We start from the raw sequence: 25,796 nt of genomic DNA, 5'->3' as shown, positions 1-25,796 counted from the left end.
GCCATACCACTTCAGGTACGTCTCGTTGTCGATCAGCGTATCCTTCTTCCACGCAGCTTGAACACGGTGGACATGAACGTCGGACATTTCCTGCTTCCCTCCGAAATCTGCTGCCCAGGGTTGCGGACAGCACCGCGGCCTCGTGCCGTGAAAATCGGGGCATTATTAACAGTTCCGCCCGTTCGGCAATATTAGACGTTCGGTTGCGTGGCGCGATGCCGCAGAAACTACGAACCACGAACAAGTTTCCGTGAAATCCGCGGAACCGGACGAGCCAGCGGCAACAAAGACCCGCCTTTGCGCGTTGCAACAAACGGTTAACCATGTGGGCGCACACTTTGCGTCAGGAAGGGACACGTTTGCGAGGCAACCATGCGTGACCAAGGCGAATTGGAACTGATGCTGAAGGGCTATGGGCTGACGACGGCAAAGATCCTCTACCACTTTCCCGATCATCCCCATCTGCTGCAAACCTTCATCTGGCAGGACTACGACATCGCGCCGAAGTTTCCAGTGCTGGTGAAGTTCATCGATTTCTGGAAGGCCAAGCTTGAGGGGCCGCTCCATTCGGTGATCTATACGCACAAGACCCTCATCGGCCCGAACGAGTGGCGAAAGGTCGACGGAGAACTGCTGCTGCACTGAAGCGGCATTCTCGCTTGCATGTGGCGGCCTGGGCCTGGCGGTTCGCTTCCTCCGTTGCGCAGGCATGGCGCACCCCGCGCCTTCTCGAACTGCTGGCACAAGCAATCGGCCGGGTTGCCCGGGGTAGGGCGGATTGCAAAGACGAACCGCACAGGCTATGGCTCAACGAGAACTTCGCTGAACCCATCGGTTCGCGGGACAAGGAGTAAAGCCATGAAAAACAAGCTTTTAGCCGGCGTCGCCCTGATCGCGTCGCTTGCCTTTGCAACCGCCGCACAGGCCGATATCGTCATCGGTCTGGTCGCGCCGCTCACCGGCCCCGTCGCGGCCTATGGCGATCAGGTCAAGAACGGCGCCCAGGCTGCCGTGGATACCATCAACCAGAATGGCGGTATTCTTGGTGAACAGGTCGTCCTGAAGCTCGCCGACGATGCCGGCGATCCCAAGCAGGGCGTTTCGGCCGCCAACCTGCTCGTCGGCGAAAGCGTGCGCTTCGTCGTCGGCCCGGTCACATCGGGCGTCGCCATCCCGGCATCGGATGTGTTCGCCGAGAATGGCGTCCTCATGGTGACGCCGACCGCAACGGCGCCGGATCTCACGGCGCGCGGCCTCACCAACGTGCTGCGCACCTGCGGCCGCGACGATCAACAGGCTGAGGTCGCTGCCGCCTATGTCCTGAAGCACCTGAAGGACAAGCGCATCGCCGTCATCCACGACAAGGCCACCTACGGCAAGGGCCTGGCAGATGCCTTCAAGGCGGCGATCAATGCCGGCGGCGTGACCGAGGTTGCCTACAATTCGCTCAATCCGGGCGAGAAGGACTTGTCCGCACTCGTCACCCGCCTCAAGGCCGACAATGTCGAGGTCATCTACTTCGGCGGCTATCATCCCGAAGGCGGCCTGCTCGCGCGCCAGTTGAAGGACGTTGGCATCGAGGCGACGATCATCGGCGGCGAAGGCCTGTCCAATACGGAATATTGGGCGATCGGCAATGAAGCTGCCGCCGGCACGATCTTCACCAATGCGTCCGACGCACTGAAGAACCCGGACTCGGCCGATGCCGTGAAGGTTCTGAAGGACAAGGGCATCCCGCCGGAAGCCTTCACGCTCAATGCCTACGCGGCCGTCGAAGTCATCAAGGCTGGCATCGAGAAGGCTGGCAAGGCCGACGACGCGGCAGCGGTTGCAACCGCGCTGAAGTCGGGTGAGCCGGTCTCCACCGCGATCGGCAAGCTGACCTATGGCGAGAACGGCGACCTCACTTCGCCAAGCTTCTCGCTGTTCAAGTGGGAAGACGGCAAGATCGTCGCAGCGGAATAAGTTCGCTCCGACACGGAACAGAGAAGAAGGCCGGGGCGTTGCTCCGGCCTTTTTCTTGTCGGGCGGTTTGGTGTTTAATGCATGTCGCCCGAAAGTGGGGACCTGTTTCGGGATAACGACATGCATAAAAACAAACGCTTAGAGCGGTATCGGTGAGCCACCGGGCGCTGCGGGCGGGTAAGGTGAGAGGGCGGCGCCGACTTTGAGACCGGGGACCCGTTAACCTGGTAGCGAGGCATCGGCGGAAAACGTGGACAAATCCATCCACCCGTGACCGCCTCATTCCCGCCAAGCCCTTGTTCTCACTCACTCCCCGCAAAAACCTTTCGCCACGCTTTTCCACACCCATTGCTGCCTCCCGCATAATGCCCCTGCTTCTCCTGCGGGAACGCCGCTCATGACGGTGGACGTGTGGGGAGAAGCCGGCGCCTCCGCCGGTGCGCTAACGTGGCGTGTCGTCCGGGGGGCTCGTCCCGGGTAGTCCAGGGGGCATCACGACCCCTGCGTGCCGCGAAAGGGCACAAAGGCGGAAACGGGTTTGTTGAAGCGCGGGTCAAGGTCCAGAAGGCCGAAGCCCAAGCCTCCTTGTCGTTTTCGAGTAAACGGAACGGACGGGCCATCAAATCGCTGGACGGGCGGCTGCAAGGTCGCACTAACTTACTAAACGAGCGTCCCTGTGACCGCCCGTCTTCCCGACCTATGCCGCAAGAGCAAACGGTCAGTTCTTTGACAATGGCCAGACGGCAAATGCCGGGCGTGGCAATGAAAAGCTGTGCCTCCTCTGTGGAAAGGGTGAGGGGAGAGAACGTCAGCGACGAGCGCAGCTCAAGGGCGTGGTAAAGGCCCCAAATGGCGAATGCCGAACGTGGCGATGAATAAGCGCGTTCCCTCCCCCATCGAAGGGGAAGGGAAGGGGCACCGATTCACTCACGAATGCGCCCAACTCCTCAGGCTCGACCAGGTACGGCGATCGAGGCGGTAGCGCTCGACCGGGACCTTGCCGGCGACGATCGAGTTCAGCATGCCTTGGCCGGCATACTGGAAGCCGCACTTGTGGATGACGCGACGCGACGCCGGGTTGATGACCCGGCACGAAGCATGCAGCGAGGTGATCGCCGTTGCCCGGAAGGCAAGGTCGACCAGCGCATGAGCCGCTTCGGTGGCGTAACCCTGGCTCCAGTACGGTTCGCCGATCCAGTAGCCCAGTTCCAGCCCGCGATCGGTCTGGTTGAGCCCAGCGCAACCGACAAGCGCGCCGTTTTCGGAGCGCGTCAGCGCATAGACGGCGCCGCCGAAGCCGCCGGCCTTGCTGTTGGCGATGAAGGCGCGCGCCTCTGCTTTGCCGTAGGGATTGGGCATGCGCGCCAGCATTTCGGCAACGTGGCGGTTATCGGCCAGTACAACGAGGTCGGGCACGTCATCGTCATGCGGCGGGCGCATCACCAGCCGTTCGGTGAGCAACACCGGGCAGTCGATACGCAAACCCGCGTCGTCCAACTCTTCCTTCTCGGCAACCATCGAATTGTCCTCCAGGCGAAAGAAAAAGGGGAGATGGCGACCCATCTCCCCTGATCCATTTCCTGGCTTGGCCAGACACCGGTCCCGAGAAGGGGCGCCGGTGTCTAAGTGCGGAACCGGCTACTCCGCGGCCTTCTGAATCGGGTTCACCGATACGTAGGTTCGGCCATTGGCTTTTTTCGCAAATGTCACAGCACCTGCTTCGAGCGCAAAAAGGGTGTGATCCGTGCCCATGCCGACGTTGACGCCGGGATGCCACTGCGTGCCGCGTTGGCGGATGATGATGTTGCCCGGAATGACGGCTTCGCCGCCGAACTTCTTCACGCCAAGGCGCTTGGAGTGTGAATCGCGACCGTTGCGCGACGAACCGCCAGCTTTCTTGTGTGCCATCTTAGTGCTCCTTTACGCCGTCTCAGGCGCTTGCAATCCTTATGAACGCGCTGGGCGTCCGTTTCAAGTCCGATAAGCGGATTGGCGCGTTACTTCTTCGCCAGTTCCTTGGCCTGCTCGCGCCAGTCCTTGATCTGGTCGGCGCTGAACGGCATGTGCTCGTCGATCTTGGCCACGTCGGCGTCCGACAGCTTCGCAACCTGAGCGAAGGTGGTGATGCCCTGCTCCTTGAGCTGCTCGGCAGCCACCGGGCCGATGCCCTTGATGACGGTGAGGTCATCCGGCTCGCCCTTCGGCGCCTTGAACAGCGGAGCCGCAGCAGCAGCCTTGGCTTCCGTCTTTGCCTCTGTCTTGGCCTCGGCCTTTGCAGCAGCCTTCTTCGACGGCTTGGCGCCACCGGTCAGGATCTCGGAGATGCGCACCGTGGTGAGCAACTGGCGATGACCGATCTTGCGGCGCGAATTCTGGCGGCGACGTTTCTTGAAGGCGATGACGGTGCGGTTCTTGCCCTGCTGGACAACTTCGGCAGTAACCAGCGCGCCATCGACGAACGGTGCGCCGAAAACGACATTCTCACCCTCGCCATGTGCCAGCACATGGCCGATCTCGACGATATCGCCGACCTGGGCTTCGAGCTTTTCGATCTTCAGGAGATCGTTGGCGGCAACGCGATACTGCTTACCGCCCGTTTTAATGACTGCGAACATTTTTTGCCTTTCGCTGTTCGGTCGGCCTTTATGAACCTCCATGTTTCCACAAGGGAAGGAGAGGCCCGGCCGTCTTTTTGTCAGTCTGCGGGTTCAAAAAACAAGCGGCGCGGAAAGCGATCCACGCCGATTGCGCGCCGTCCCTAACCGAAGGCCCTCGCAAAGTCAAGGCAAATGCCAATTACGTGCTGCCGCCGCCGCGCCAAACAGGCCCGGGAGTGTGCACCTGCCGCATTCTTCCTCAACCGAACTCGGCCAGTCGAGAAACAGGCGGATTTGGCCTTGTCTCCAGGCGATACTGCCGCTATCAAGGCGCCGCGCCGATATGGTGACCACGACCCGCGGAGAAGTGGCAGAGTGGTTGAATGCACCGCACTCGAAATGCGGCATACTCGCAAGGGTATCGGGGGTTCGAATCCCTCCTTCTCCGCCATAAGTCATTGATATAACTGACTTATTCTGTTTGGCCAAATTAGTCGAAATCCGTCCAAAAGCAGTCTTGGCACAATTTTGGCACACTGCGGTTTGCGATGGCATCTATTCGAAAGCGGGGAAAAGTTTGGCACGTCCAAGTCAGGCGAATAGGGTTCCCCAATCTGACCAGTTCATTCCCCACTAAGGCGGAAGCTTTGGCATGGGCGAGAGCGCATGAGTTCACCATTGATAGCGGTGACCGACAGCCGACCAATAAGCGGCTTGAAACTGTCCACCTTGCTGACCTTCTAAAGCGATATGAATCTACCGTATCAGTGGGCAAACGAGGCGCTGATCGAGAGTCATATAAGATAAGAGTGCTACTTCGTGCCAACATGGCCGGTTTGCCAGTGTCAAAGGTCACCGGTTCAATGATTGCAGCATATAGAGATCAGCGCCTCACGACTGTAAAAGCCGGGACAGTTCGCCGAGAACTCGCACTGCTTCGCCACTGTTTGGAAGTTGCCCGCAAGGAGTGGGGCATCCCCATTTACAAGAATCCATTTGTCGGCATCAAAATGCCAGAACCGGCCAATTCACGGGATCGCCGCCTCGAAGATCGAGATATTCAACTCATTCAGCCCGCTCTTCAAAAAACCAAAGCTTGGTATTTGCGGCCAATGATCGAACTGGCTTTGGAAACAGGGATGCGACGAGGGGAACTGTTAAATCTGAAATGGTCCGACGTGAACCTGACGAAGCGTCTTGCCACCCTACCGATCACCAAGAACGGCAAATGTCGAAAGGTGCCTCTGACGCCAAGAGCGATCGAACTACTATCCGCCCTGCCACAGACCGGCGATCGTGCTTTTCCGATCGGCACCAGTGCATTTCGGCAAGCATGGGATCGCCTTATGAAACGCTGCGGAATCGACAACCTCTGCTTCCACGATCTGCGCCATGAAGCGATCAGTCGATTTTTCGAAATGGGTCTGTCTGTCCCGGAAGTGGCCCTGATCAGCGGTCACCGTGACTATCGGATGTTGTTTCGATACACGCACATTCGCCCATCAGATGTGGTCGCAAAGCTGAGCGGCTATTCTCGACCAACAGAGTGAAAATCTCGCCGACCACGCCTTTCAAGTATTACTCCCACGTTGTAGCCACCAACAGTTCCACTAATGGCGGCAGTTTGAACAACGAGAAAGTCGAAATGATTGGCATCATTTGACTGTGATTCATTTAAAAATATACATTAGTCTGCATCGATCGATCCAAGAGTGGAATTTATCGCTTTAAGTGTTGATCCCACATAACCGCCACTCCGTTTGGCGAGCGTTCTAATTTTTCTATCTGATGAAAAATAAAATAACACTCTTATCAAAGCATATATGCTAAGCCTAATAGGCTTATGGTTTGTATTACTTGAGAATTCACGAAATATATATTCTGGCGTTTGAATTAAACTTTTCAAGACATTGTTTAATTCATCTATATTTGATATGTTAGCTGATCTCGTAAGAGACAAAAGCCTATTATATTTTATTTCATCCTTTGGATCGAAGGTATCTGTTGCTTCAACAACAATTCCAGCCAGCCTTGCTGCACTCTCTATTTCTTTAATATCTCTACTATTTTGAATGTATACATCAAGAGATTCCATATTGATTGCGACTGTAAGCTGCCCGCCATTCACGCCCACGGCATAAGATTGCCGGAGTTTTCCGACAGATTTTTCGACCTCAGAGAGGTCTTCATCCGCCCCCTCTAGGAGTGCGCTAACTCTGTAGAGTTTGCGCTTCACTGGGAGCGGGATGTCACTATCATTGTTGTATCTCAATTGCCTATCGATTACAGCCCACGCATGCTGTAGCACCGTACGCACTTGGATTTCAGCTTTCATCCCTTCGTATTTTTTGAAATCTGGCAAATGAATCCGGTTTTCCATGTGGCTAACGATAAGATGAATAGACATGTATCCAAATTTATCTGGGTCTGAGGCTGAATTTTTATCTATCGAGTTTTCTATATCTATATTGAAATTCTGTTCGATAATTTTACAAATTTTATCAACATCTTTCTGATATAGGACAACAAATCTTACGCCACATAGATCTGTTACATCTTTTAGTTTTTTATATTTTCCAGCCTTCTCTGGTCGCTCCAATTTCCTTTTGAAACTCTCAATATCTTTCGCTCTCGACTCGGTATGGAACAAATCTATGGAGCCATCCTTTGCCAAGCCTTTGACTATTCGAACTATGCTCTCGGCAAGCTCTTCATAGTTCGGACGACTGGCAGCATATTCCACTGCCAATCGTTCAACAATTTCGATCATTAGCCCTTCGCCCCAACACCACTAGGCCCTGCCCATATGGGAAGAACGGTAATCCTCGAAACCTGTCCCACACAAGTCATATTGACATTTTAGGAATCTTATCCTATCAATTGTCAGAGGCTATTGGGACGAAAACCGAATGCTTGTCGGATACGCCAGAACCAGCACGATCGAACAGACAGCCGGCCTTGAAGCGCAGCATCGGGATTTGACGGCGCAAGGCTGCGAGAAGATTTTCAGCGAGCAGGTATCCTCGATCAATTCCAAACGGATGGAATTGGAACGGGCAATTGAATTCGTTCGTGAAGGCGATGTGCTCGTCGTCACGAGACTCGATCGGCTCGCCCGCTCCGTTGGCGACCTGAACCAGATTGTCGCCCGCCTTCAGGAAAAGTTGGTCGGCCTGAAAATTCTCGACATGGCCATCGACACGACATCGCCAACTGGCCGACTGTTGATGAATTTGGTCGGATCGATTGCCCAGTTCGAGCGTGAAATCATGCTGGCTCGTCAGCGGGAAGGCATTGCGAAAGCCAAGGCCGAACATAAATTCAAGGGGAGAGCGCCAACTGCAAGGCGGAAACTACCGCAGGTCTTGGAATTGCATTCTTCCGGCAAGACGGCCATTGAGATTGCCGCTTCGCTTGGAATTGGCCGATCCTCTGTCTACCGGATTTTGGCAGAAGCCGCATAACTGAAGGGGGCAGACCCATGGCCGGAAACCGACTGATGCACCGACACCTTAAGGTGAAGCGCAACGTGTTCCGCATCATCGAAATGCATTTAGCTGAAAAAGGTGCAACCGAGATTGCAAAAAAGACGGGCATTAGCAGATCGTCGGTCTATCGAGTGATTTCTGATATCATGGACAATCAGCCGACCCCGAAGGAGGCACCTGAAAATCTGGAAAATCGCCTACAGTGAAAATATCGATCGATGAAAATTTCTAACGAGCAACCGGAGCCAACTTGAACAGCAAATCAACCAAGGAAAAGCGGCGTAGGATTCCGACGTTCACCCTGAAAGAATTGGAAGAAGCCGGAAAAATTCCGCCCTACACCAACCTGATGGACCCTTTCGACAAATGGCTTGAGGCAGAGAAAAAGAAGGAAATGGCCAAAAAGGCTGGCAACGACAATGGCCGACAAGGTGATCAGCGATGATAGAAACTGCCTGCGTCCCCACGGGCTTCTCAAAATAAGGTCAATATCTCCAAGAAAACATATCCTTAATTTTTAGCAGTGTGCAGCGTGCTGCTCTTTAGTCGTTCAAATATGCTCAAAGGCAATCTTTTGGTTAACTGGATACGACGAATTGGTATTATTTCGTTCGCTTTACTCCATTTACCTAGCTAATATCCCTGCCTTAAATTGCCCTCGGCTGGCATCATTGTCTTGATGTTGGCTGTCAGGGGGGAGACATGACTTCAGACATCGTGGAAAAGTTAGAAAAAGACAAGCCGCAGTTCCACTGGGGCGGAACTCAAAGATGGAATGCTGCACCGGAAACCCTACGAGAAATACAGGCATCCACCCGCAAGAACATGCTAACTCTAGAGACTGGGTGCGGTGCATCTACAGTTATCTTTGCGGCTCAAGAAGCACATCATACTGTAATCAGCCCCACGAGAGATGAGCATCAACGAGTGGCAGATTATCTTCGTAGTATAAATATAGATACATCAAATTTAAAATTTGAAGCGGGGTTTTCAGATGATGTTCTTCCAAATATTTGTTCTTATCCAAACCGGATGAATAAATGGGATGCTTGGTGCGCAGATCATTTTCGACCGACTGATTCCAGATCATGTAAAAACACCGACCTATGGAGAGAAGATAATGAGCGCCATCTCGATTTCATATTTTTGGATGGCGCTCACTCATTTCCATACCCCATTATTGATTGGCACTACTCTGTAAGAGAGCTCAAGATTGGTGGCCACCTTCTATTGGATGACATTCCAATCCCGGCTGTAGCGTGCGTTTACAGGTACATGATCACCGACCCATGCTGGAAGTTAATACATATTCTGGATAACAGAGCTGCAAAGTTTGAACTCGTCGCTCTTCCTGCTCCGGAAGACTACACACTCCAACCATATAATCGCTATCCAGATTTTGGATTCTTGCCATTTTACAAGAGAAATTACATGCTTATGTCCTCTGAACTCAGACGCATGCGAGGACAGTTGGGTGAAGCGATGCCAAGCTTGCGTGGATATTGGCGTCGAATGCGTAAATGATTCAGCCAAGGCGACCAATGATGGCAAGAACTGTGGCAACTGCCAATTTATGTGGTGGGCGATAGGCGCTGGTCAGGGTGTTCGACGCGTCCATCCTGTTGTAAAAACTCTGCCCAGATTTCCGCAAAAGGAACGGTTCCGGATGGATGCCGGCCATCAACTTGTCTGCGAATTCGGAAAGAACCGCAGCCTTGGTCGGCTCCAAAACGCAATCGAGACGGCGCAGAACCGTAAAGGGCAGGATCACCTTACCATATTCAGATTGCTTGAAATCACCACGAAGCAGGTCGGCCACCGACCAGATGAAGGCGGATAGGGTTTGGTGATTCATGCGTATGCTCCGGACAGTTCAAGGCCCATCTGAGCAGCATGGACGCCGCTCATCAAGGCAACCTTTGTCGCAGGATAGGCGATGAAACTGTGGCGAAGGTTACCGATCATGCGGCTGTCGGGTCGATGCTGACCTTTCCGTAATTCTTCAATGACTGAATGATGGATGGAACCTGTCGCCTGCGCTCCTCGGGATGACGAGCATAGGCGGCTTCCTGACGCAGGATCAGCCCGAGGTTGGCATCACCCACGCCGGCAGATCGCAACTTCAGGGCAAAATCGAAGAAGTTATCGTTTCCGGCACTCGGTATCATGGCCACCTGCCGCCACTCGTCCCTGATGGATTCGATCGCAACGTCCATCAACCAATTGGCAGGGATCGACGGTTCCGCTTGTGGCGGCTTGCGATGATATTTTTGAATCCAGTCCCTTGGCTCCAACGGCTTCCTTTTACCACTTTTGAATTCGAGGAAAATATTCCCAGATAGATCAGCGGCCTGACAGGGAAGATAAAACAGGCTTGCTGCGTTCTTCTTACTGCGGTCAAAACCATGATCCACAGACACCGATTCCAATCGTGACCAGATTTCGTCCATGATCGTGTTGTGGGTCTGGATGCTGAAGATGGTCGTGGTCGGGATGTAGGCTCGATATCGTGGCTTGGCTTTGGTGGAACTGAAGGTGTTGAAAATCACCATTTCGAGATCGGGAAAAAGTTTGGCCAGTTTTTCCGGTCGGAGATCACCGCCATCGTTGTCGAGCCAGATTCCACGCAGAAATTCGATGTTCGCTATCCCTCTTTGGGTGTCCACGTCTTCTTTCGGGTTGAAATAGGCCGGACTGATCAACGAGTTGTCTTCCCGATTGGGGATGACTCTTTCCGACTGCTGTTTCAAGAATTCGATGAATTCCTGATTTGACTGACCTATAATTATACCTTCTTGGTCTTTCGCCGTTAAATATTGGAATTGCGTACCATAGAACAAACTTGTTACTTTTTGTATATTATCATTAATATTAATATATGATTCGTAACGGCTATCGGATTTATTTAAATCCAAGTTCATTATTTTGTTACTGCTTGATATAAATTTGTCATGAATCTTCACTTCTTTCTTCCGCAAGCGATATGCGGCCTGTTTTTCGGCGGCGTTGGTATATCTTTTTTCCCGACCAGATTTCTTCAATTCCATCTGGTCCGTAGATAGCCAATCCAGTTTCTTGATGCTCGATCCGGGAAGCAGGCCATGCAGATGATCGGCAGTCGCCTTATCCACCACAACAATTTCGACAGGATGCGTGTCAGTTGGCGATCGAAGCGAACAGCGCATGATCGACTGATAGGCGGATTCATAAAACCGAGCAGTCTTCACCTGTTTATCGCTCAAGCCCAACGTCTCGAAATAGGAAAGTTCGGACGGACTCGGATTCAAGGCCGAGAGGAACACGACATTGTTCACATGCTGATAGCAGTTCAGGCCATGGGAGATGTTCGGCAAATGTATCCCGGTTGAGTTGTTCGGGAATAGGTTCTCGCCATGCGTCTTGTTGGCCACCCAGAGAAACGGTTCATCGCCGAAATGGGCGGAGACTTTTTGAACAATCAGGTCGTGAACCGCTTCATCGCTGATCCCCAATTTCTTTCCCTGAAGCTTTCCGGACCATGATCGATCCATGACATATGAAATTGTCGCTCGGCTCCCATCATGGTCTTGGAACCGCAGTCCCGATGCCAGTTTCTTGTTCTCGACAAAGCGGACACCAAGCATCGACCATAGTTGATATATCAGAGTGTTCTGAAAATTCGCCGACAGCATCAAGGTGCTCTGGAAGGGCTTCACCACTTCCGGGCGAACCAGCGAGAAAGCGATCAACTTTTTTCCGAAGTGCGCATCCGAGTTGAGCGCATCGATGCTGGTCTTCGGCACATACACGCTGACGTGTCCCGCATGAGCATTCCACGCCAGTTTATGGATATCGGTCCTTTCCGTCACATCTTCCGGAAAGTTGATGACCTTTTCCGGATGCTTGGGTAGCGAGAACTCAGTCAGATCATCCCAAGGGGTTGGTGACTTCTTACAAGCCTTCGCAAGTTTCAGGACTTCACCATCGATCATCAGATCAAAGGCATAATGGACTTGCGGCGCTTCGTCGATGATCAGATGCCAATCAAGCTTGGCGCTGTAACGCAGCATCTTCAGCGCTTCGTGGGTGATGAAAGCAATCTCGCCACCATTCGTCGGCGGCTTTTTCAGACATTGAACCAGACGACCGATGACCGTTTCGGACTGCTCATCGTTGTCGTCGGACACGATTTCCTGAACATGGGTACTGGCGGGACAGCGATCCTTTAGCGTCGCCATCGTCTCGCCAATGACCTTCTTGGTCGGCATGGCAATCAGAGTGCGTCCGCCAGTCATGGCCCGCTCACAGGCATGTTTCAAAATAGCGACATAAGATTTACCGGAACCAGCCGGCGCATTTAAATATTCTAACATACAATAGCATCTTTTAATATAGATTAAATATATAATTGCTGAAAACAATATATTATCTATGAGTGTTTCACCGTATATAGAGTGGATGCATACGGCTTGTCAACGAGAAAATTTCAATCCAAGCAGACATACTGATGCATTTTGCCTGAATATCGAAGTTTTTTGGAATTTAATTCTAGTCGAAGTGTGATTCTGACTCAAAACGAGACAGAATCGGTCAATTTAACTCTACATTCTTAAAATATATAAAAATCATCGATAAGGCGGAATAATATTCTTCTTTACTTATCTAAACTTGAATTTGGCGCAAAAACTCATATCTCACTCAACATCCATTTGAAGGAGGTCGCATATGAAGGAAATTGAACAAGCCGATTCTAAAGAGAAGCGACTTCTCACGCTGGCAGAAGCTGCAAGATACTGTGGCGTAAGCCCCAAAGCATTCAGACGAGAGTTTCGGTTTGCGGAGTACAGCTACTCCACCGCTAGGATTCGTAGATATGATCGGTGCCTTATTGATGAGATCATCGACAAGGCTGACCGTGCGCCCTTCAAAAGCGATAGTCGCTCATTATCTTAACGGTCAGCAATCCGCTCCAGAGTTGGCACAATTTTGGCACAACCGGTGGCTGGAAATCTAAAATCAGAGGCGAATTTCGGATCGCTATTGTATTTTTTCAGCCACAAGCTATTGTCGCAACCAGTTGTTTTTGGTTGGTTTTTTTGCTGTTTCTGGCGAAGTTGGAAAGTGGCAGAGTGGTTGAATGCACCGCACTCGAAATGCGGCATACTCGCAAGGGTATCGGGGGTTCGAATCCCTCCTTCTCCGCCATTCAAATCCTATAACTCATTCAATTGCTTACGTATTTTTAATTGACTCCCTTGGCGTCCCTAATTTTATCCCTAACTTGGGCCTTTGTCTCCGGGCTTGGATTTCCGCAATCGTTGCTTGGAAACTCTCGATAGCCCATAACGCGCGCGCGCATTTGCGTGGCAAAATCATCCCTTGTCCAATGCGCCCTGCCGCTGTTTCAAGGCTTGGCGAATGCGTTCCTTCCCGGCATCGCTGTTTGGCCCGGTGGACATGCCGCCGTGAAACTTGCATCGCTGTTTGCCCGGCAGCGCCAGCGCCCTGCATGGCGTTCCCTTCCGGGTTCGTGCTTCGCATCGAAGGCGCGGCAGATGCGGTTTGCAAACCGGCATGGAATAGAACACAGCAATCAAATCGCCATGTCGCGGCCGAAAGGTTCGCGGCGGTTCTGGCAACATGACGCCTGCCGCCTCAAATGCGTCGCGGAAGTGGGAAGGCGCAACTCCGTCCAGTCGTCCCTTGCGGCGTTCGTGATATTTGACGGTTTGCGCCGTGAAGCCGGAACGCGCCGCCAGTTCCTTTTGCGTCCAGCCCGCCGCCTTCCGGCAGGCCCGCAATTCATCGCCACCATGGAATGAAGCTGCCCAAGCCATATTGCTGCTGTTTCGTCCCTGTTCTCAGCGGTTTTGAAACGGTGAAAAACGATGCACTTGCATTGGGCATCGCCAGCGATGCCTCCGCTAAAGAAAGGCGCATCCATTCCCGTCTGCACCCTATTCCCAAGCCCCAGCACCATATCCGGCACGATGACGCTGGCGAGTTCTGCAAATGCCAGTCTAGGTTTTTTCTTTTTTTGTTTTGTCTGGCTCTCGTCTCGTTCTCCGTCTTTGTCTGCATCTCTGTCTCTGTATATCGGAGCACTTCGAAAGGGCTTGGAAAGGGGTTAGAAAGGGCTTCCCTTGCCGCCATTGATGAAAGACGTGCGCAACAGGCGATTGCCGCTGCCGCCTCTGGCATCTTGAACCGGTGCGCAGCTTACATATTCGCATTGCGCGGCCTCTCGCACGGCCTCGCTATCCAGTTCGGAAATCAGGCGCTCGATACCGTGCCGGTGTTTCGGATTTGTCGGTGGGTTATGCTGAAACCAGCGCCGGACGAAATATTCATCCGACGCCCCTTCATAAACTAGCATGTCGGCGTCGATGACGGCTTGGCGAGCGGCTTGAAGCCGCTCCCCAGTCCAATTCAAATCGGCCATGGCATAGGCGTCCGGCAGGACCATGCAACCCGCGCTCGATTGATGCTGGCATGTCAACAGGTACAGGACGAACATGCGGGCATCATCGCCCAACGTGCCAAAGCGTTTCGAACGCCAGATTTGCGGCGACACCTTGGAAAAGTCACGCATCGGCGGCCTCCCTGATAGTGATGCGCGAATGCAGCACATAGCGGGCATGAGAACCGGGAAACCGGCCGCCATGGCTTTCGTGTATCGTTTCGATGACTAGGCCGATGCCGCGCAGATTGTGGACATAAGCGCTCCATCTAGGGCCAGGAACATCAATCGGCGTGACGCCACGCGGCCCAACCCGGTGAAGCTCCACCAAAGCCCAAGCATCGCGGCCTGTCGCTGTTTGCCATGCGCCATCCGGTTCAACGCGGAATGAGATTGTCAGACGCTTTGTCATAGCTACCCTCCAATCCAGTCAGGAAGGCTTTCAAGTGCCATCATTGCGATGGCGTCAATTTCGCCCGCATTGTCACGGCAGGCGCGAATAAGCCCGTCGCGGGTTCGGCAGTAGCTACGGCCTGTCCAACGCATCCTGCCGTGCTTCTTTCCGTCGGTATGCTGCAAAATCCATTGAATGCCGTCGCGACATTCAATGACACGCCAGCGGACATTGAGCCGGGCTATGAGACGCCAATAGTTGTCGGCGCTCTCTTTATGTTCGCTCGCGTTAAGTTCCCGATAAATCGGGAGCGGCAGGGTTTCCGCCCTTTCGCTCGCGTGCAACTGCTGAAAAACCTTCATCACTGCACCTCGCCGATTTGCGCCAGATGACAGACTAGGCGTGCAATGCGTGGCGAAAGCCGATAGCGGCGCGCAACGATGGCGACTTGAAGGGCGAGCGTTTCGCCTGTAGGTTTCAACTCGTCAAAGTCCATGCCAACGGTTTTGATAGTATTTGCCCGGTGGCGCTGGCGGGCGCGCACCGGGCTTCTGCTATTATTCGTCATGGGCAGACACTCCCTCCGGGAGGCTGTTGACGAAGGCTTCAAGCTCCGAAACCAGAATCAACGTGCGCTTGCCCGCCTTGCGCGGCGTCAGCTTGCCTTGGTTGAAAAGCTTGTAGAGCGTGGTGCGTGAAAGGCCGGTAAGCTGGCGGGCTTCCGGCACCGTGACGGTAAGTCTTTGCATATGGGCTGTCCTTTTGAGTTTGAGACAGCCCTCCAATTAACGACACGGTTCGCCCGTATCTCTACAAAATATTAGTCGATTTTTTTGTAAACCCGGAACGGATTGCGCAACCGGCCTTCAAGTTCCAGCCGTTCAAGGCTGGCGACGCCTAGAAATTCGGACAGCCCCTTGGGGGATGAATCAAGTTGCTGAATACGGGTAACGTCGCCTTTGACGCTCTCCAGCCATGCAGCACGCTCGCGAAACTGCGCAATGGCATTGCGAGACTCATTGATGAACAGCATTAGACATTCGTGCTCAGCACCTTTGAATACGCCATGGCCACGCGAAACCGACGCCATGAGCAAATCCAATTCTCCAGAAAAAAGTGCAACGCCCTCATCCATGGCGCGTTCGATGGCTGCTTGCTGCGTGACTGTTTTCCCCAGGACTTCGCCTGCCTCCCGGCAGCGGTTTCGAAGATAGTTATAGCGCTGATAGTCAATGCCGGATTTGCCAAGTTCCTTTAGCGAGGGACGCCCGCGCTTTCGCCTTCCGCCGTCAAATTCCGGCTGTTCGTGCGCAAGGCAGATGCCAATATGCGCCCATATCGAAATTCCAAAATCATCATGCAGATGCGGCTTAATGCCCAAGCGCTTGCATAGCGCATTCCGTTCCGCGCTCGGCCCGAACGAAATGAACGGCCTACGCTGAACGGATGGAATCCCATATTCGCTTGCAGTCTTGGTTTCAGTTGCAACGCGCTTGCTTCTAGATTTTTGGCGCATTCCTCCGCCCATCAATTCGTTCTCGCCAGGGGAATGACATTGCCGCCGGGTTCGGCGCTGCAATAGTCTGCCCACGCCGCCATGAGCTTACGCCGCTTTTCCAGCGCATCGGCGCGGCGATAGGCCCGCTCCGTCGCATCGCCAACACGGTGCGCCAAAGCCTGCTCCGCCACGTCACGCGGAAATGACGTGCAGTCGCCCGCCCAATCGCGGAAGGCAGAACGAAAGCCGTGTGCCGTGAAGCTATCGGCGTTCATGCGCTTCATGAGCATGGCGAACGCCATATTCGAAAGCGGCTTGCCTCTGGCATAGCCGGGAAACACGAAATCAGAATGCCGGGTTTTGTGAAGCGCCTTCACGATGGCAAGCGCGCGCACCGATAGCGGAACACGGTGTTCCTTCCCGGCTTTCATCCGGCTTGCCGGTACCGTCCAAAGCCCGGCAACCAAATCAAATTCATTCCATGTCGCTTCCAGCACTTCGCCGGAACGTGCCGCCGTCAGAATGAGAAATTCCAGCGCCCGAGCCGTGATTGCGTCCCGTTGGGGAAGTGACTGCAAAAAAACCGGAACATCGGCATATGGCATCGCCGCATGATGGCCGTGCGTCAACCGCTGGCGAGCGGGCAGGATGTTTTTCAGATGGCCGCGCCATAGGGCCGGGTTTTCGCCGGTGCGCCAGCCTCTGGCCTTGGCATAGTCTAACACGCGCTCGATGCGGCCTCGAAGCCGGGAAGCCGTTTCAGGGCGCTTTTGCCATAGCGGATTGAGCACCTTCAAGACATCGTCGGTTCCGACTTCCGAAACCCTTTTCGCCGAAAGCGGCTTGGCATACTCAGTCAGCGTCATGCGCCATTGCGCCCGATGCTTGGCATTGCGCCATTGCCCTTCCATGGAAGCAAGGAACATATCGGCGCATTCGCCGAATGCCGGTTCCGCTTCCTTTTGGCGTTCCGCAATCGGGTTTCGCCCTTCCGCCACGGCCTCCCGGTGCGCGCCTGCCAGTTTGCGCGCCTTGGCGAGCGCGACTGCCGGATAAGGCCCAAGGCCCATTTCGCGCCGCTTGCCGTTCGCCTTCCAGACGAAAGCCCAGGATTTCGCGCCTGTCGCCTTCACGTTGAGATAAAGCCCACCGCCGTCGCCAAGCATTCCCGGCTTGGAAACCGCCTTGCATTCGGTATCCGTCAACTTGCTTGTCGCCCGCGCCATGGCATCCGTCCCTAACTTTGTCCCTAACTTCAAATCGGGATAATAGCGGATTTTGGCGAACGGTGAAAGATGTCGAATAACGATAACTCATTGTTTTTACCTGACTCATTCGGACAACCGCGAACGATGGAAAACCCAAATTGGGCGGACTCCTTCTCCGCCACTATCCAATCGCAAACTCCCAACAGACCGAATCGAGCGCCGGAATTCCTTTTGATTTCAAAGGGGGTTAGCGGTTACGACCGAACCTCAGAGACTGCCAAATCGCCGATTTCCAGTCTCTGAATGGCTTTTGTCTCAACCCATGCGAACCTCTGTCTTTTTGGTTCGGTCGGAAAATATGCTTTTATCTCAAGGCATTACAGTTCTGGCACTACGCCCAAGTTGTAACGGGTGCCGCCGCCCAACAGCCTGACAGAGACACCCGAGGTAGGCGTTTTCGAGCGCTGCGAAGCGTAGCCCTAAGCAATACGACGTTGAACGCGGCTAAAACTTGAACGGGATCCTCGGGGCTCCGCAGCGGTCACTATCTCATGGTGGTGATCGCAGTAGACGCGGTCCGATGAGGTTTGCGTGGCGCAAAAGCGGTAGCCGCCAGTTGCTGATGGATCTACGCGAACCGGAAAGCGGCATTGATCGCGGCCTAGATTCATGAGCAGGACTTCGCCCGCGGGAAGTTTGGAAGTATCAAGCATGATGTTCTTTCAAGTTACAGGTCATCGCCCGACGCGGCGAACTAACGTGCACCTCTGACGGCAAGCGCGACCGTTTCAAGTGGGCGTGTTCTACACGCATTTTGGCCATGGCTACTATGTGGTGTCGGACGCTGCTTCAATGAAGCCCGTGACCTTGTTCTTTCATGAAAGAATTTGCGGCTAACTGTCACGGACAGCAGAACGTGACAGTTAGCCGAGGCGCGGCACTGGCCGCGCGTTTTATCTTGGTTGCGATCCCTGGATCAGGCGAGACCCTCTTCCTGGAGGCTCTTAACGACAGCCGGGCGCGCCGCGACGGTCGACATGAACTTCTGGATGTTGGCATATTGTGCAAGGTCGAGATTGGCGAACTTCGCCCAGCCAAGGATCGTCCAGATATAGGCGTCCGCGGCCGTGAAGGTCTCGCCGGTCAGGAATGATTTTCCTGAAAGCTGCTCATCGACATATGTCAGGCGCTTGCCGAGATGGTCGCGATTAGCGGTCTTGGTTTCTTCCGGTGTGCCCGGCTTGAAGAATGGGCTGAAACTCTTGTGCAGTTCTGACGAGATGAAAGCCAGCCACTGCTTGACCCGATAGCGCGCCATCTCGCCGGCAGGCGGCATTAGCCCCGTGTCGGGCTTCTGGTCGGCCAGATACTGGACGACAATTTGTGCCTCGGTTAGCGTCTGCCCATCCTTGAGCACCAGCATTGGCACGTAACCGTTGGGATTGGTCGCCAGAAAATCTTGGTCGTGCTCCGTCTTCTTCGTCTTGCCGTCTACCTTGACCAGATCAAGCGCGATCCCGGCTTCGTTAGCGACGATGTGAGGTGCAAGCGAGCAGGCACCCGGCATGTAATACAATCTCATTCTATAGCTCCAACACCGAACAGCGTTCACTTCAGGTCCTTTGATAGTAGCAATCACCGGACGGCGAACGTGCAGTGTAGATGGGCAACACGGGAGTAACGCTTCAAGGGGGGCGACATCGGGAAGCATGGCGGGCTAGCAGAGGCAACGGACCTCAGAGGGTGCGAAAACCTTGGCTTCCGGTCTATGAATGCCGACAATTTCGAGTTGCAGTAGAATGGTCTGCATGGGGCTAGAAAAGAGACTGACCGTTTCAAACGTCTCACTTGGACAAGCGGACGTTCAGCTAGGGGACTGATTGAGAAAAACAATGGAGCCGTTGAGGGTCGTTGCAAAGGCCACCCAGACTGCGTAGGGGACGAAGAGCCCGGCAGACCAACGGTCATGCCTCCAAGCTTGGGCGATGAAGAAGAGTATCGACGCCAGCATCGAGCAGATAAGGGCAAGTGCGAGCGATGGCGCCTCCGCTCCAAAGAAGGCAGGCGACCAAAGCCAATTCAGGATCATCTGCGCGATCCACAGCATCATCGCACCACTTCTCCCAGCAATGCGCCAGATTCGCCAGCCAGCGATGGCGATCAAGATGTAAAGGGCGGTCCATACGGGCCCGAAAACCCAGGAGGGTGGATTGAACGCGGGCTTGTTTAGGCTCTCATACCATTCGCCTGGTGCAGTCAGATAGCCGATGCCCAGGCTTATCGCTACGATGATGGTGACAAACGCCACCGCGGAGATCAGGCCCCGCGGTCGGCGTTCGCCGCTTTCCGTTGAAATGCTCATGAAGCTGAAAACCACTGGGGTATATTGTTGTTCCAAACTGTCGCGTCGGACCGAACGTGGTGAGGCCGAGGCCGCCTGGTCAGAGAGGCCTCTTGCCCCTGCTAGTGCTACCGCTGGGCAGCAACCTCGCCTGAACTCATAGCCGTGAAGAGTGGCATGAACTGCCAAGCCGCAGAGAGTCCAACCAGAACATAGACGAGCCGCGATGGTACAGAACCGGCGCCAAAGATGGCGGCGACGAGATCGAAATCGAACAGGCCCACGAGGCCCCAGTTCAGGCCGCCGACAATGACGAGCACGAGAGTTATGATGTTGAGCGCCTTCATGATGGTTCTCCTGGTAGATGGGGGTGAAGCCGGCGCCTCAGGCGCCGGCCAACTTCGAATCAACCTTCAGGCGGTAGGATTACCTGATCAATGACGTGAATAACGCCGTTGCTGGCAGTTACATCCGTTGCAGTGACGTTGGCCTGATTGACCTTCACCGCATCGCCCTCGACCTCTACGTCGATCATCTTGCCGTTCACCGTCTTGGCCTCGTCCAGACCGACGACATCGGCGGCCATGACCTTTCCGGGCACGACGTGGTAGGTGAGAATGTCAACAAGCCGCTGCTTTTTTTCGGGTTTGAGCAACGTTTCGACGGTTCCGGCCGGGAGCTTTGCAAAGGCTGCGTCGGTCGGCGCGAAAACGGTGAATGGCCCTTCTCCCTTCAGCGTGGATACGAGGTCAGCCGCCTCCAGCGCGGCGGCCAACGTGGTGAACTCGCCGGCGCCGACGGCCGTGTCGACGATGTCCTTGCCGTTGGCCCATGCCGGCAGGGCGGCGGTGATGCTGATCACGGCGGCGAGTGCGTGTCTAAGCTTCATTTCGATCACTCCTCGTTGAACAATCCGTCCTTACTGATCGGATGTGTTTTCATATGGAGCAAATGTATTTTCTTGCGAATAACATTTTCGTGACATGAAACCAGCATCTCTTGACATGAAAACGCAGGGTTCAATATTGTCCTGCGGTGAAAACAGAGTGCAAAAGATGCTGTCAGAAACGCTGACGACTGAGCTGGAACGATACCGGATAGGACCGCGCATACGAGCGTTGCGGCTCAAGAAGAAGCTCGGCTTGGTCCAGCTTGGCGAACATACAGGGCTGTCCTCGGCCATGCTGTCCAAGATCGAGCGCGGGCAATTGTTTCCGACGTTGCCGACGTTGGTCCGGATTGCGCTGGTGTTCGGAGTCGACCTGGATCACTTCTTCAGCAAGGAAGGCCCGAGAATCTCCGTGACGCGCAAAAGCGAGCGCGTGCGCCTGCCAATCCCGGCGGACGCCTCTCCCGGTGCCTATGTGTTCGAGAGCCTCAACTATGCGTTGGCGGATCGCCGCATCGAAGCCTTCATGGCGGTGTTTCCGACAGATGGACCGGCGTCGGAGCCGCACCAGCATGGAACGGAGGAGTTCCTATACGTGATCGAGGGCACACTGGCCGTCATGGTGGACGAGGGCGAGGTAATCCTCGAAAAAGGCGATGCCATTTCCTTCGATTCAAACGTCCTGCACAGTTATAGGCGCGAGGGTTCTGGCGCGTGCACAGCGCTCGTGGCGACAGTTGCCTGAAAATCCGAGCTGTAAGTCCGCAGCCGGTTATTTCGCGCACGCCGCCGTTTGTTGCAACTAACAGATCTGATGGAAAGTGATGGGACAGAGTTGGATCGAGGTCAATGACAGCATGCAGCAGGGCTATCGCTATCTGCTGAGCGCGCCCGAAGGCCATGACTTCGGTCCGGAGTTTCGCCCGGACCTCACGCCTCCCGAAATGCTCGCTCTCGGCGTGTTCGGTGGCAAGTACATGACCGACTGCCGTGCCGAGTTTCCGGCAAGCTGGTTCTTAGAGGCGCGGCTTTCGCCAAACCGACGCGACCATTCCCTCAACTGGTTCAGCGTCGACGCAAGCCAGCCGCTCAGTGTCTGGCGCGCCAAGGGATGGATCCATCCTGACGACCCGCGCGGCTGGTTTCAATGGTACTGCCGCTACTACCAAGGTCGCCGCCTGCCCGATGAAGACGAACGACAAATTGGCCGTTGGAAGGCGATGCGGCGGCACATCGCCCAACTCCGCCGCCATTGCGACCCGGGCGACAGATGGTGTCGGCCGCGTCAGAGACAGGCCTTGCTCCACTGGGCGTATGATAGCCGCGCGTTCTGAACACCACAATAATGTGAAGAAACCTGAGAAGCCTCCCGTATCAGCTTTAGCATGCTGTCGGCGTAAAGCTGCCCGTCCTGCCCGCTCCTAGCTGTCCGTCGTGAGTTAAAGGACGGCAAGTTTCGGGCGGCGTCAGGCAACAAAACGGCGCCAATGGGGTCGGTTGCTGAATGGCAGCTTACCGGTAAAGATCGACCGAGGCCTGAAATTCTGCAATCGGTCGAAAACTGCCTTGATAACGAGGCTTGTTAAGAAACGCCAAACGCCGCCTCCGTCTGCTCCGCCCACGGCAACTCAGCAACCAAGACCAGATCATTGAGGGAAAGCGCAGGGGGCATGCGGTGGACGATCAACTTTTCCAGAACGTCCGGCGACAGCCAGGCCAGCCGCATCACCCGGCTGATATACCGGTCCGTGACCTTTTCGGCTGTGGCAATGTCTTGCAGGGTCGATGCCTTGCCACGATCGAGCTTGCGCCGCCAGGACCAGGCGCGGGCAATGGCGCGTAGGACGTGGGGATCCTGCATTCTCTGTTCGACGGGATCTATGTCCGCCGGCGGTAGGATCTTCGGCCGCCCGTTTTTCTTGCGGATGGTCAGAGGGATGACCACGCGAATGGTATTTTCCGTCATGCGGCATCCTTTTCCATCTGTGGCGCCATCATCTGGCGCACCAGCGATCTGATCCCGTCGTGGCGCAGATCAATGGCGATACCGGCCACGCCTACGGTGACGCGAGCCACAAGAAGCTGGACAATGCGCGCCTGCTCGGCCGGAAACAGCGATGCCCACAGGTGATCGAATTCACCGAGCGCGGCCATGACCGCCTTGTCGTCGACGTCCGGCATGTCGAATTTCAGTGCCGTGATCGCCCGCGCTCTGATCTCGGGCGTTGTGATCATGCGGCGGATTTCGCCGATGACGGCATCCTCGACCATGCCGGCGGGCAGGCGCTGCGGTCCTGCGGCATCCGTGGCGCGGTTTCGGATCAGGTCCATCGAGGTGTAGTAACGGTAGAGCTTGCTGCCCTTCTTCGTGGCCGTCGGCGTCATCGCCGTGCCAGTCTCAGTGAAGATCAGCCCTTTCAGCATCGCAGGTGTCTGTGAGCGCGTGTTGGAGGCACGCAACCGCGGGCTTGTCTGCAAGATGGCGTGCACCTTGTCCCACAGGGCGCGGTCAATGATCGCCTCGTGCTCGCCGGGATAGCTGGTGCCCTTGTGCACCGCCTCGCCAATATAAACTCGGTTGTTGATGAGTTTGTAGAGAAAACCCTTGTCGACCAACCGGCCACGGCGGGTGCGCACATCTTCGGCCGCGAGTGCTTTGGCCAGCAATGTGGCTGATCCGATGGTGACAAACCGCTCAAAGATCATGCGCACGATCGCCGCCTCCGATTCTTCGATGAGCAATTTTCGATTCTCGACGCGATAGCCGAGCGGCACAAACCCACCCATCCACATGCCCTTCTTTCGTGAGGCGGCGAATTTGTCTCGGATGCGCTCGCCAATCACCTCGCGCTCAAACTGGGCAAAGGACAACAGGATGTTGAGCGTCAGCCGGCCCATCGAGGTGGTGGTGTTGAACGACTGGGTGATGGACACGAACGTGACGTTGTTTCGGTCGAACACTTCGACCAGCTTGGAGAAATCCATCAGCGAGCGCGACAACCGGTCGATCTTGTAAACCACCACCACGTCGATCAACCCGTCCTCGATATCTGCCAGCAGCCGCTTTAACGCCGGGCGCTCCAGCGTGCCGCCCGAAAAGCCACCGTCATCGTAACGTTCGCGAATGGCGGCGAACCCTTCCGACCGCTGGCTGGCGACATAAGCTTCGCAAGACTCGCGCTGGGCGTCGAGCGAGTTGAACTCCATGTCGAGTCCTTCCTCGCTGGATTTGCGGGTGTAGATGGCGCACCGCAAACGGCGCTGGGTCTGTGCAGGCACGCCGGTCATCGCTCGTGCCTCCGTGCTTCGCGGAGCCCGAAAAATCGGTAGCCATTCCACTGCGTACCGGTGATCGCCTTAGCCACCGCCGACAGCGACTTGAAGCGGCGCCCCTGCCAGTCGAAGCCATCGCGCATCACGGTGACAGTGTGCTCGACGCTGTCCCATTCGCGCACCAGCCTGGTGCCAGCAACCGGGTTGCGCGCGTCGGTGATGATCGCCTTGCGATCGGAGCTGCCGTCAACCTCATCGGCCAACAGATCCAGCATCCGTCGAGTCTCGCGGGTCAGTCCACCCACACTCAGTTCCTGGATGCGATAGCCGAGCCTGAGTTCGAGATAGCTTCGGCTGTTGTTCGGCGCCGGTGCGGCCATCAGCACCTGCCACTCAGCCTTCAGCTCCTTGACGGACATACGCTTCAACGCTGCCAACCTGGGGATCGCAGAAGCGTTCGAGACAACGTTCTCGCCCGGTCGCTGAGCCTTTTCATTCACACGTTTCGAGACTGTTTGCATTCTATTCCTGCCCTCCAACTCGGCTGCATCGTTGACGACCAGCACGCCTCTTCAGGGCGAAGATGTCGAATGAACTGTCTCTGCCAGGAGCAGATAAAGAACTGGACTGTTCGGGCAGAACACGCCTTAGCCCGGTGGCGAGGATCTGGCCAAGCTCGGCAAGACGTTCGTCCGTCGACATGAGAACAGGGGAAAGCGGGTTCATTGCCATAAGAGGTCTCCGTTTGGAGCCAAGCAATCACCGCAGGCGAGATAAAAATAGCAAAATCACAGGCGTTAAAAAGCATTGCGAAGACAAAAGCAGATGAGCGAACAAACACGAAGGCCGCGCTCAGCCTTTCGCTTGGCATTCTCCTTCGTCGACAATAATTTGCACGGCTTCCACATTCATGGATGTCTCGCTGATTCGCGCGACTTCTGCCGGCGCACGCGCCCCCGTGCGCAGGCGAGCCGATAGCGAAAGCTGCCTATACTTTGTGAAATCTATTCTTTTCTAGACGATTAACGATTTCTCAACCGCAGGTGGAGACCCTGTACTTAATGTGATGCTTTCGGCATTCGGCCCAGGGGGTGGAAAATGGGGCATGTGAGACTTGGCAATCCTCCGACCACCCGGAAGTGGCGGGAAGTGGTTGACCTCCTCAACCAAGGGGATGTCTCGGTATCCGATCTCGCCGAGGCGGTCGAGCAAGCAGCGGATCGCTCCCTGGCAGAGGCAGTCGATGACCCGGCTTTCGTCGAAGCCCTTTGGCTCTTCCTTAAGGTTCCGCAGGCTGCGAGTTCGGAGGACTTTGCCGCCGCGCTGGGCAAGCTAGGATTGCAGGTCCCGGAATCCCCGACGGTTACAGATGTGCTGGCCGCTTTCGATGGCGCAATAGAGAAAGCACGTGGTCAAAACAAGCGATCGTTGACTGATTTCAGTTTAATCGCGAAGGGCGCTGCAATTGCGGCGCTTCAAGGCCTAGTAAATGACCGGCTTCCGACGCTGTGGAAATCGACGCGAGAAGACGAGCGGACGACACTCGCAACTTTTGCCTCTCCCGAGCGCTTCGGCGAACTCGCGCAGAGGTTTTTTACGAATCTTGTTGGTTTCCACGCGGAACTGAGCCGGTTTTTCCACCGAGAAGTGAGCCACCTCTGAGTATGGTTTTCTGATCAGGGTTTGGTCAAGGGATTGGCCTTT

At 55.0% G+C, this 25,796-nt stretch carries 33 protein-coding genes and 2 tRNA genes; 13 read left to right on the top strand and 22 right to left on the bottom strand.

All coding sequences use genetic code 11. From position 1 onward, the window contains the following. Positions 1-372 precede the first annotated feature (372 nt). Positions 373-645, top strand: a complete 273-nt coding sequence (locus tag ASD64_RS11700) for an usg protein (protein ID WP_056105294.1) — start codon at positions 373-375, stop codon at positions 643-645. A gap of 213 nt (positions 646-858) precedes the next feature. Beyond that, positions 859-1,965, top strand: coding sequence for a branched-chain amino acid ABC transporter substrate-binding protein (locus tag ASD64_RS11690; protein WP_056105290.1), 1,107 nt, complete (start codon positions 859-861; stop codon positions 1,963-1,965). A 927-nt stretch (positions 1,966-2,892) separates the two neighbouring features. On the opposite strand, the gene ASD64_RS11685 is transcribed toward ASD64_RS11690, so the two are convergent. The 3 genes from ASD64_RS11685 to rplU form a co-directional block, all read right to left on the bottom strand. After that, positions 2,893-3,483: a GNAT family N-acetyltransferase gene (locus ASD64_RS11685; protein ID WP_056105300.1), complete on the bottom strand. Its 591-nt coding sequence runs from the start codon at positions 3,481-3,483 to the stop codon at positions 2,893-2,895. 120 nt (positions 3,484-3,603) lie between these two features. Further along, positions 3,604-3,873, bottom strand: coding sequence for a 50S ribosomal protein L27 (gene rpmA, locus ASD64_RS11680; protein WP_056105289.1), 270 nt, complete (start codon positions 3,871-3,873; stop codon positions 3,604-3,606). 89 nt (positions 3,874-3,962) lie between these two features. Beyond that, positions 3,963-4,580, bottom strand: a complete 618-nt coding sequence (gene rplU, locus ASD64_RS11675; protein ID WP_056105287.1) for a 50S ribosomal protein L21 — start codon at positions 4,578-4,580, stop codon at positions 3,963-3,965. 343 nt (positions 4,581-4,923) lie between these two features. Here rplU and ASD64_RS11670 point away from each other — a divergent pair. Next, positions 4,924-5,013: transfer RNA gene (locus tag ASD64_RS11670), tRNA-Ser, on the top strand. 412 nt (positions 5,014-5,425) lie between these two features. Next, entirely contained in the window at positions 5,426-6,112 is a 687-nt protein-coding gene (locus ASD64_RS11665) for a site-specific integrase (RefSeq protein WP_244480780.1), read from the top strand. 137 nt (positions 6,113-6,249) lie between these two features. Here ASD64_RS11665 and ASD64_RS20645 read toward each other — a convergent pair whose 3' ends face one another. Then, on the bottom strand, positions 6,250-7,332 hold the full coding sequence (locus ASD64_RS20645) for a GTP pyrophosphokinase family protein (protein WP_082549966.1): 1,083 nt from the start codon (positions 7,330-7,332) through the stop codon (positions 6,250-6,252). A gap of 139 nt (positions 7,333-7,471) precedes the next feature. On the opposite strand from ASD64_RS20645, the gene ASD64_RS11660 reads away from it, so the two are divergent. The 4 genes from ASD64_RS11660 (at position 7,472) to ASD64_RS21010 (ending at position 9,574) form a co-directional block, all read left to right on the top strand. Further along, a complete protein-coding gene (locus ASD64_RS11660; protein WP_056105284.1) occupies positions 7,472-8,026 on the top strand; it encodes a recombinase family protein in 555 nt (184 codons plus the stop codon). A gap of 17 nt (positions 8,027-8,043) precedes the next feature. Beyond that, complete coding sequence (locus tag ASD64_RS11655) at positions 8,044-8,256, top strand: helix-turn-helix domain-containing protein (RefSeq protein WP_056105282.1); 213 nt, start codon at positions 8,044-8,046, stop codon at positions 8,254-8,256. Between the two features lie 44 nt (positions 8,257-8,300). Then, the gene (locus ASD64_RS11650; protein ID WP_056105280.1) at positions 8,301-8,495 is read left to right on the top strand and encodes a hypothetical protein; all 195 of its coding nucleotides are present in this window, start codon (positions 8,301-8,303) and stop codon (positions 8,493-8,495) included. Between the two features lie 257 nt (positions 8,496-8,752). Beyond that, on the top strand, positions 8,753-9,574 hold the full coding sequence (locus tag ASD64_RS21010; RefSeq protein WP_156460110.1) for a class I SAM-dependent methyltransferase: 822 nt from the start codon (positions 8,753-8,755) through the stop codon (positions 9,572-9,574). Position 9,575: 1 nt separating this feature from the next. Here the strand turns inward: ASD64_RS21010 and ASD64_RS11640 are convergent, their stop codons facing one another. After that, positions 9,576-9,905: a type I restriction-modification system subunit M N-terminal domain-containing protein gene (locus ASD64_RS11640; RefSeq protein ID WP_056105276.1), complete on the bottom strand. Its 330-nt coding sequence runs from the start codon at positions 9,903-9,905 to the stop codon at positions 9,576-9,578. A 106-nt stretch (positions 9,906-10,011) separates the two neighbouring features. Beyond that, entirely contained in the window at positions 10,012-12,324 is a 2,313-nt protein-coding gene (locus ASD64_RS11635) for a hypothetical protein (protein ID WP_056105274.1), read from the bottom strand. Between the two features lie 430 nt (positions 12,325-12,754). Here ASD64_RS11635 and ASD64_RS21005 point away from each other — a divergent pair, with 430 nt between their 5' ends. Both ASD64_RS21005 and ASD64_RS11630 read left to right on the top strand, forming a co-directional pair. Beyond that, positions 12,755-12,982, top strand: coding sequence for a hypothetical protein (locus ASD64_RS21005; RefSeq protein ID WP_156460109.1), 228 nt, complete (start codon positions 12,755-12,757; stop codon positions 12,980-12,982). Positions 12,983-13,145: 163 nt separating this feature from the next. Beyond that, positions 13,146-13,234: transfer RNA gene (locus ASD64_RS11630), tRNA-Ser, on the top strand. Positions 13,235-13,401: 167 nt separating this feature from the next. Here the strand turns inward: ASD64_RS11630 and ASD64_RS22055 are convergent. The 13 genes from ASD64_RS22055 to ASD64_RS11575 form a co-directional block, all read right to left on the bottom strand. Continuing rightward, a complete protein-coding gene (locus tag ASD64_RS22055) occupies positions 13,402-13,866 on the bottom strand; it encodes a helix-turn-helix domain-containing protein (protein ID WP_082549965.1) in 465 nt (154 codons plus the stop codon). A 290-nt stretch (positions 13,867-14,156) separates the two neighbouring features. Further along, the gene (locus tag ASD64_RS11620) at positions 14,157-14,621 is read right to left on the bottom strand and encodes a hypothetical protein (protein WP_056105270.1); all 465 of its coding nucleotides are present in this window, start codon (positions 14,619-14,621) and stop codon (positions 14,157-14,159) included. Beyond that, on the bottom strand, positions 14,614-14,901 hold the full coding sequence (locus ASD64_RS11615) for a hypothetical protein (RefSeq protein WP_056105268.1): 288 nt from the start codon (positions 14,899-14,901) through the stop codon (positions 14,614-14,616). The genes ASD64_RS11620 and ASD64_RS11615 overlap by 8 nt, the downstream gene beginning before the upstream one ends. 2 nt (positions 14,902-14,903) lie before the next feature. Beyond that, complete coding sequence (locus ASD64_RS11610) at positions 14,904-15,245, bottom strand: hypothetical protein (protein WP_056105266.1); 342 nt, start codon at positions 15,243-15,245, stop codon at positions 14,904-14,906. Next, a complete protein-coding gene (locus ASD64_RS21000; RefSeq protein WP_156460108.1) occupies positions 15,245-15,451 on the bottom strand; it encodes a hypothetical protein in 207 nt (68 codons plus the stop codon). Before ASD64_RS21000 ends, ASD64_RS11610 begins: the two co-directional genes overlap by 1 nt. Continuing rightward, the gene (locus ASD64_RS11605; RefSeq protein ID WP_056105264.1) at positions 15,441-15,632 is read right to left on the bottom strand and encodes a helix-turn-helix domain-containing protein; all 192 of its coding nucleotides are present in this window, start codon (positions 15,630-15,632) and stop codon (positions 15,441-15,443) included. The genes ASD64_RS21000 and ASD64_RS11605 overlap by 11 nt, the downstream gene beginning before the upstream one ends. 71 nt (positions 15,633-15,703) lie before the next feature. Continuing rightward, positions 15,704-16,411 carry a hypothetical protein gene (locus tag ASD64_RS11600; RefSeq protein ID WP_056105262.1) on the bottom strand — a complete coding sequence of 236 codons (708 nt, stop codon included), beginning with the start codon at positions 16,409-16,411 and terminating at the stop codon, positions 15,704-15,706. Next, positions 16,411-17,607, bottom strand: coding sequence for a tyrosine-type recombinase/integrase (locus tag ASD64_RS11595; RefSeq protein WP_056105260.1), 1,197 nt, complete (start codon positions 17,605-17,607; stop codon positions 16,411-16,413). The genes ASD64_RS11600 and ASD64_RS11595 overlap by 1 nt, the downstream gene beginning before the upstream one ends. A gap of 461 nt (positions 17,608-18,068) precedes the next feature. Beyond that, positions 18,069-18,260: a hypothetical protein gene (locus ASD64_RS22050; RefSeq protein ID WP_413813599.1), complete on the bottom strand. Its 192-nt coding sequence runs from the start codon at positions 18,258-18,260 to the stop codon at positions 18,069-18,071. Between the two features lie 305 nt (positions 18,261-18,565). Next, entirely contained in the window at positions 18,566-19,171 is a 606-nt protein-coding gene (gene gstA, locus ASD64_RS11590; RefSeq protein WP_056105257.1) for a glutathione transferase GstA, read from the bottom strand. A gap of 282 nt (positions 19,172-19,453) precedes the next feature. After that, positions 19,454-19,951: a TspO/MBR family protein gene (locus ASD64_RS11585; RefSeq protein ID WP_056105255.1), complete on the bottom strand. Its 498-nt coding sequence runs from the start codon at positions 19,949-19,951 to the stop codon at positions 19,454-19,456. A 107-nt stretch (positions 19,952-20,058) separates the two neighbouring features. Beyond that, positions 20,059-20,277: a DUF378 domain-containing protein gene (locus tag ASD64_RS11580; RefSeq protein WP_056105253.1), complete on the bottom strand. Its 219-nt coding sequence runs from the start codon at positions 20,275-20,277 to the stop codon at positions 20,059-20,061. A 59-nt stretch (positions 20,278-20,336) separates the two neighbouring features. Beyond that, complete coding sequence (locus tag ASD64_RS11575; protein WP_056105298.1) at positions 20,337-20,819, bottom strand: fasciclin domain-containing protein; 483 nt, start codon at positions 20,817-20,819, stop codon at positions 20,337-20,339. A gap of 166 nt (positions 20,820-20,985) precedes the next feature. Between ASD64_RS11575 and ASD64_RS11570 the strand changes: the two genes are divergently transcribed. Then, entirely contained in the window at positions 20,986-21,564 is a 579-nt protein-coding gene (locus tag ASD64_RS11570; RefSeq protein WP_056105251.1) for a helix-turn-helix domain-containing protein, read from the top strand. Between the two features lie 112 nt (positions 21,565-21,676). After that, on the top strand, positions 21,677-22,153 hold the full coding sequence (locus tag ASD64_RS11565; RefSeq protein ID WP_413813598.1) for a hypothetical protein: 477 nt from the start codon (positions 21,677-21,679) through the stop codon (positions 22,151-22,153). Between the two features lie 248 nt (positions 22,154-22,401). On the opposite strand, the gene ASD64_RS11560 is transcribed toward ASD64_RS11565, so the two are convergent. The 3 genes from ASD64_RS11560 to ASD64_RS11550 are packed head-to-tail and all read right to left on the bottom strand — an operon-like array spanning position 22,402 to position 24,613. Beyond that, positions 22,402-22,785 carry a hypothetical protein gene (locus ASD64_RS11560; protein ID WP_056105247.1) on the bottom strand — a complete coding sequence of 128 codons (384 nt, stop codon included), beginning with the start codon at positions 22,783-22,785 and terminating at the stop codon, positions 22,402-22,404. Next, the gene (locus tag ASD64_RS11555) at positions 22,782-24,107 is read right to left on the bottom strand and encodes a recombinase family protein (protein WP_056105244.1); all 1,326 of its coding nucleotides are present in this window, start codon (positions 24,105-24,107) and stop codon (positions 22,782-22,784) included. Before ASD64_RS11555 ends, ASD64_RS11560 begins: the two co-directional genes overlap by 4 nt. Further along, positions 24,104-24,613: a DUF2924 domain-containing protein gene (locus ASD64_RS11550; protein ID WP_082549967.1), complete on the bottom strand. Its 510-nt coding sequence runs from the start codon at positions 24,611-24,613 to the stop codon at positions 24,104-24,106. Before ASD64_RS11550 ends, ASD64_RS11555 begins: the two co-directional genes overlap by 4 nt. A gap of 628 nt (positions 24,614-25,241) precedes the next feature. On the opposite strand from ASD64_RS11550, the gene ASD64_RS11545 reads away from it, so the two are divergent. After that, positions 25,242-25,754, top strand: coding sequence for a hypothetical protein (locus ASD64_RS11545; protein ID WP_156460107.1), 513 nt, complete (start codon positions 25,242-25,244; stop codon positions 25,752-25,754). Positions 25,755-25,796: the final 42 nt, after the last annotated feature.

The organism is Mesorhizobium sp. Root157, assembly GCF_001427385.1.
GTDB lineage: Bacteria > Pseudomonadota > Alphaproteobacteria > Rhizobiales > Rhizobiaceae > Mesorhizobium.
This window is presented reverse-complemented; position numbering and strand designations above follow the sequence as displayed.

Coding starts and splice junctions, on each gene's coding strand:
- ASD64_RS11700 (WP_056105294.1), top strand. CDS start 373: ATGCGTGACCAAGGCGAATTGGAACTGATGCTGAAGGGCTATGGGCTG.
- ASD64_RS11690 (WP_056105290.1), top strand. CDS start 859: ATGAAAAACAAGCTTTTAGCCGGCGTCGCCCTGATCGCGTCGCTTGCC.
- ASD64_RS11685 (WP_056105300.1), bottom strand. CDS start 3,483: ATGGTTGCCGAGAAGGAAGAGTTGGACGACGCGGGTTTGCGTATCGAC.
- rpmA (WP_056105289.1), bottom strand. CDS start 3,873: ATGGCACACAAGAAAGCTGGCGGTTCGTCGCGCAACGGTCGCGATTCA.
- rplU (WP_056105287.1), bottom strand. CDS start 4,580: ATGTTCGCAGTCATTAAAACGGGCGGTAAGCAGTATCGCGTTGCCGCC.
- ASD64_RS11665 (WP_244480780.1), top strand. CDS start 5,426: ATGATTGCAGCATATAGAGATCAGCGCCTCACGACTGTAAAAGCCGGG.
- ASD64_RS20645 (WP_082549966.1), bottom strand. CDS start 7,332: ATGATCGAAATTGTTGAACGATTGGCAGTGGAATATGCTGCCAGTCGT.
- ASD64_RS11660 (WP_056105284.1), top strand. CDS start 7,472: ATGCTTGTCGGATACGCCAGAACCAGCACGATCGAACAGACAGCCGGC.
- ASD64_RS11655 (WP_056105282.1), top strand. CDS start 8,044: ATGGCCGGAAACCGACTGATGCACCGACACCTTAAGGTGAAGCGCAAC.
- ASD64_RS21010 (WP_156460110.1), top strand. CDS start 8,753: ATGACTTCAGACATCGTGGAAAAGTTAGAAAAAGACAAGCCGCAGTTC.
- ASD64_RS11640 (WP_056105276.1), bottom strand. CDS start 9,905: ATGAATCACCAAACCCTATCCGCCTTCATCTGGTCGGTGGCCGACCTG.
- ASD64_RS11635 (WP_056105274.1), bottom strand. CDS start 12,324: ATGACTGGCGGACGCACTCTGATTGCCATGCCGACCAAGAAGGTCATT.
- ASD64_RS21005 (WP_156460109.1), top strand. CDS start 12,755: ATGAAGGAAATTGAACAAGCCGATTCTAAAGAGAAGCGACTTCTCACG.
- ASD64_RS22055 (WP_082549965.1), bottom strand. CDS start 13,866: ATGGCTTGGGCAGCTTCATTCCATGGTGGCGATGAATTGCGGGCCTGC.
- ASD64_RS11620 (WP_056105270.1), bottom strand. CDS start 14,621: ATGCGTGACTTTTCCAAGGTGTCGCCGCAAATCTGGCGTTCGAAACGC.
- ASD64_RS11615 (WP_056105268.1), bottom strand. CDS start 14,901: ATGACAAAGCGTCTGACAATCTCATTCCGCGTTGAACCGGATGGCGCA.
- ASD64_RS11610 (WP_056105266.1), bottom strand. CDS start 15,245: ATGAAGGTTTTTCAGCAGTTGCACGCGAGCGAAAGGGCGGAAACCCTG.
- ASD64_RS21000 (WP_156460108.1), bottom strand. CDS start 15,451: ATGACGAATAATAGCAGAAGCCCGGTGCGCGCCCGCCAGCGCCACCGG.
- ASD64_RS11605 (WP_056105264.1), bottom strand. CDS start 15,632: ATGCAAAGACTTACCGTCACGGTGCCGGAAGCCCGCCAGCTTACCGGC.
- ASD64_RS11600 (WP_056105262.1), bottom strand. CDS start 16,411: ATGGGCGGAGGAATGCGCCAAAAATCTAGAAGCAAGCGCGTTGCAACT.
- ASD64_RS11595 (WP_056105260.1), bottom strand. CDS start 17,607: ATGGCGCGGGCGACAAGCAAGTTGACGGATACCGAATGCAAGGCGGTT.
- ASD64_RS22050 (WP_413813599.1), bottom strand. CDS start 18,260: ATGAATCTAGGCCGCGATCAATGCCGCTTTCCGGTTCGCGTAGATCCA.
- gstA (WP_056105257.1), bottom strand. CDS start 19,171: ATGAGATTGTATTACATGCCGGGTGCCTGCTCGCTTGCACCTCACATC.
- ASD64_RS11585 (WP_056105255.1), bottom strand. CDS start 19,951: ATGAGCATTTCAACGGAAAGCGGCGAACGCCGACCGCGGGGCCTGATC.
- ASD64_RS11580 (WP_056105253.1), bottom strand. CDS start 20,277: ATGAAGGCGCTCAACATCATAACTCTCGTGCTCGTCATTGTCGGCGGC.
- ASD64_RS11575 (WP_056105298.1), bottom strand. CDS start 20,819: ATGAAGCTTAGACACGCACTCGCCGCCGTGATCAGCATCACCGCCGCC.
- ASD64_RS11570 (WP_056105251.1), top strand. CDS start 20,986: ATGCTGTCAGAAACGCTGACGACTGAGCTGGAACGATACCGGATAGGA.
- ASD64_RS11565 (WP_413813598.1), top strand. CDS start 21,677: ATGCAGCAGGGCTATCGCTATCTGCTGAGCGCGCCCGAAGGCCATGAC.
- ASD64_RS11560 (WP_056105247.1), bottom strand. CDS start 22,785: ATGACGGAAAATACCATTCGCGTGGTCATCCCTCTGACCATCCGCAAG.
- ASD64_RS11555 (WP_056105244.1), bottom strand. CDS start 24,107: ATGACCGGCGTGCCTGCACAGACCCAGCGCCGTTTGCGGTGCGCCATC.
- ASD64_RS11550 (WP_082549967.1), bottom strand. CDS start 24,613: ATGCAAACAGTCTCGAAACGTGTGAATGAAAAGGCTCAGCGACCGGGC.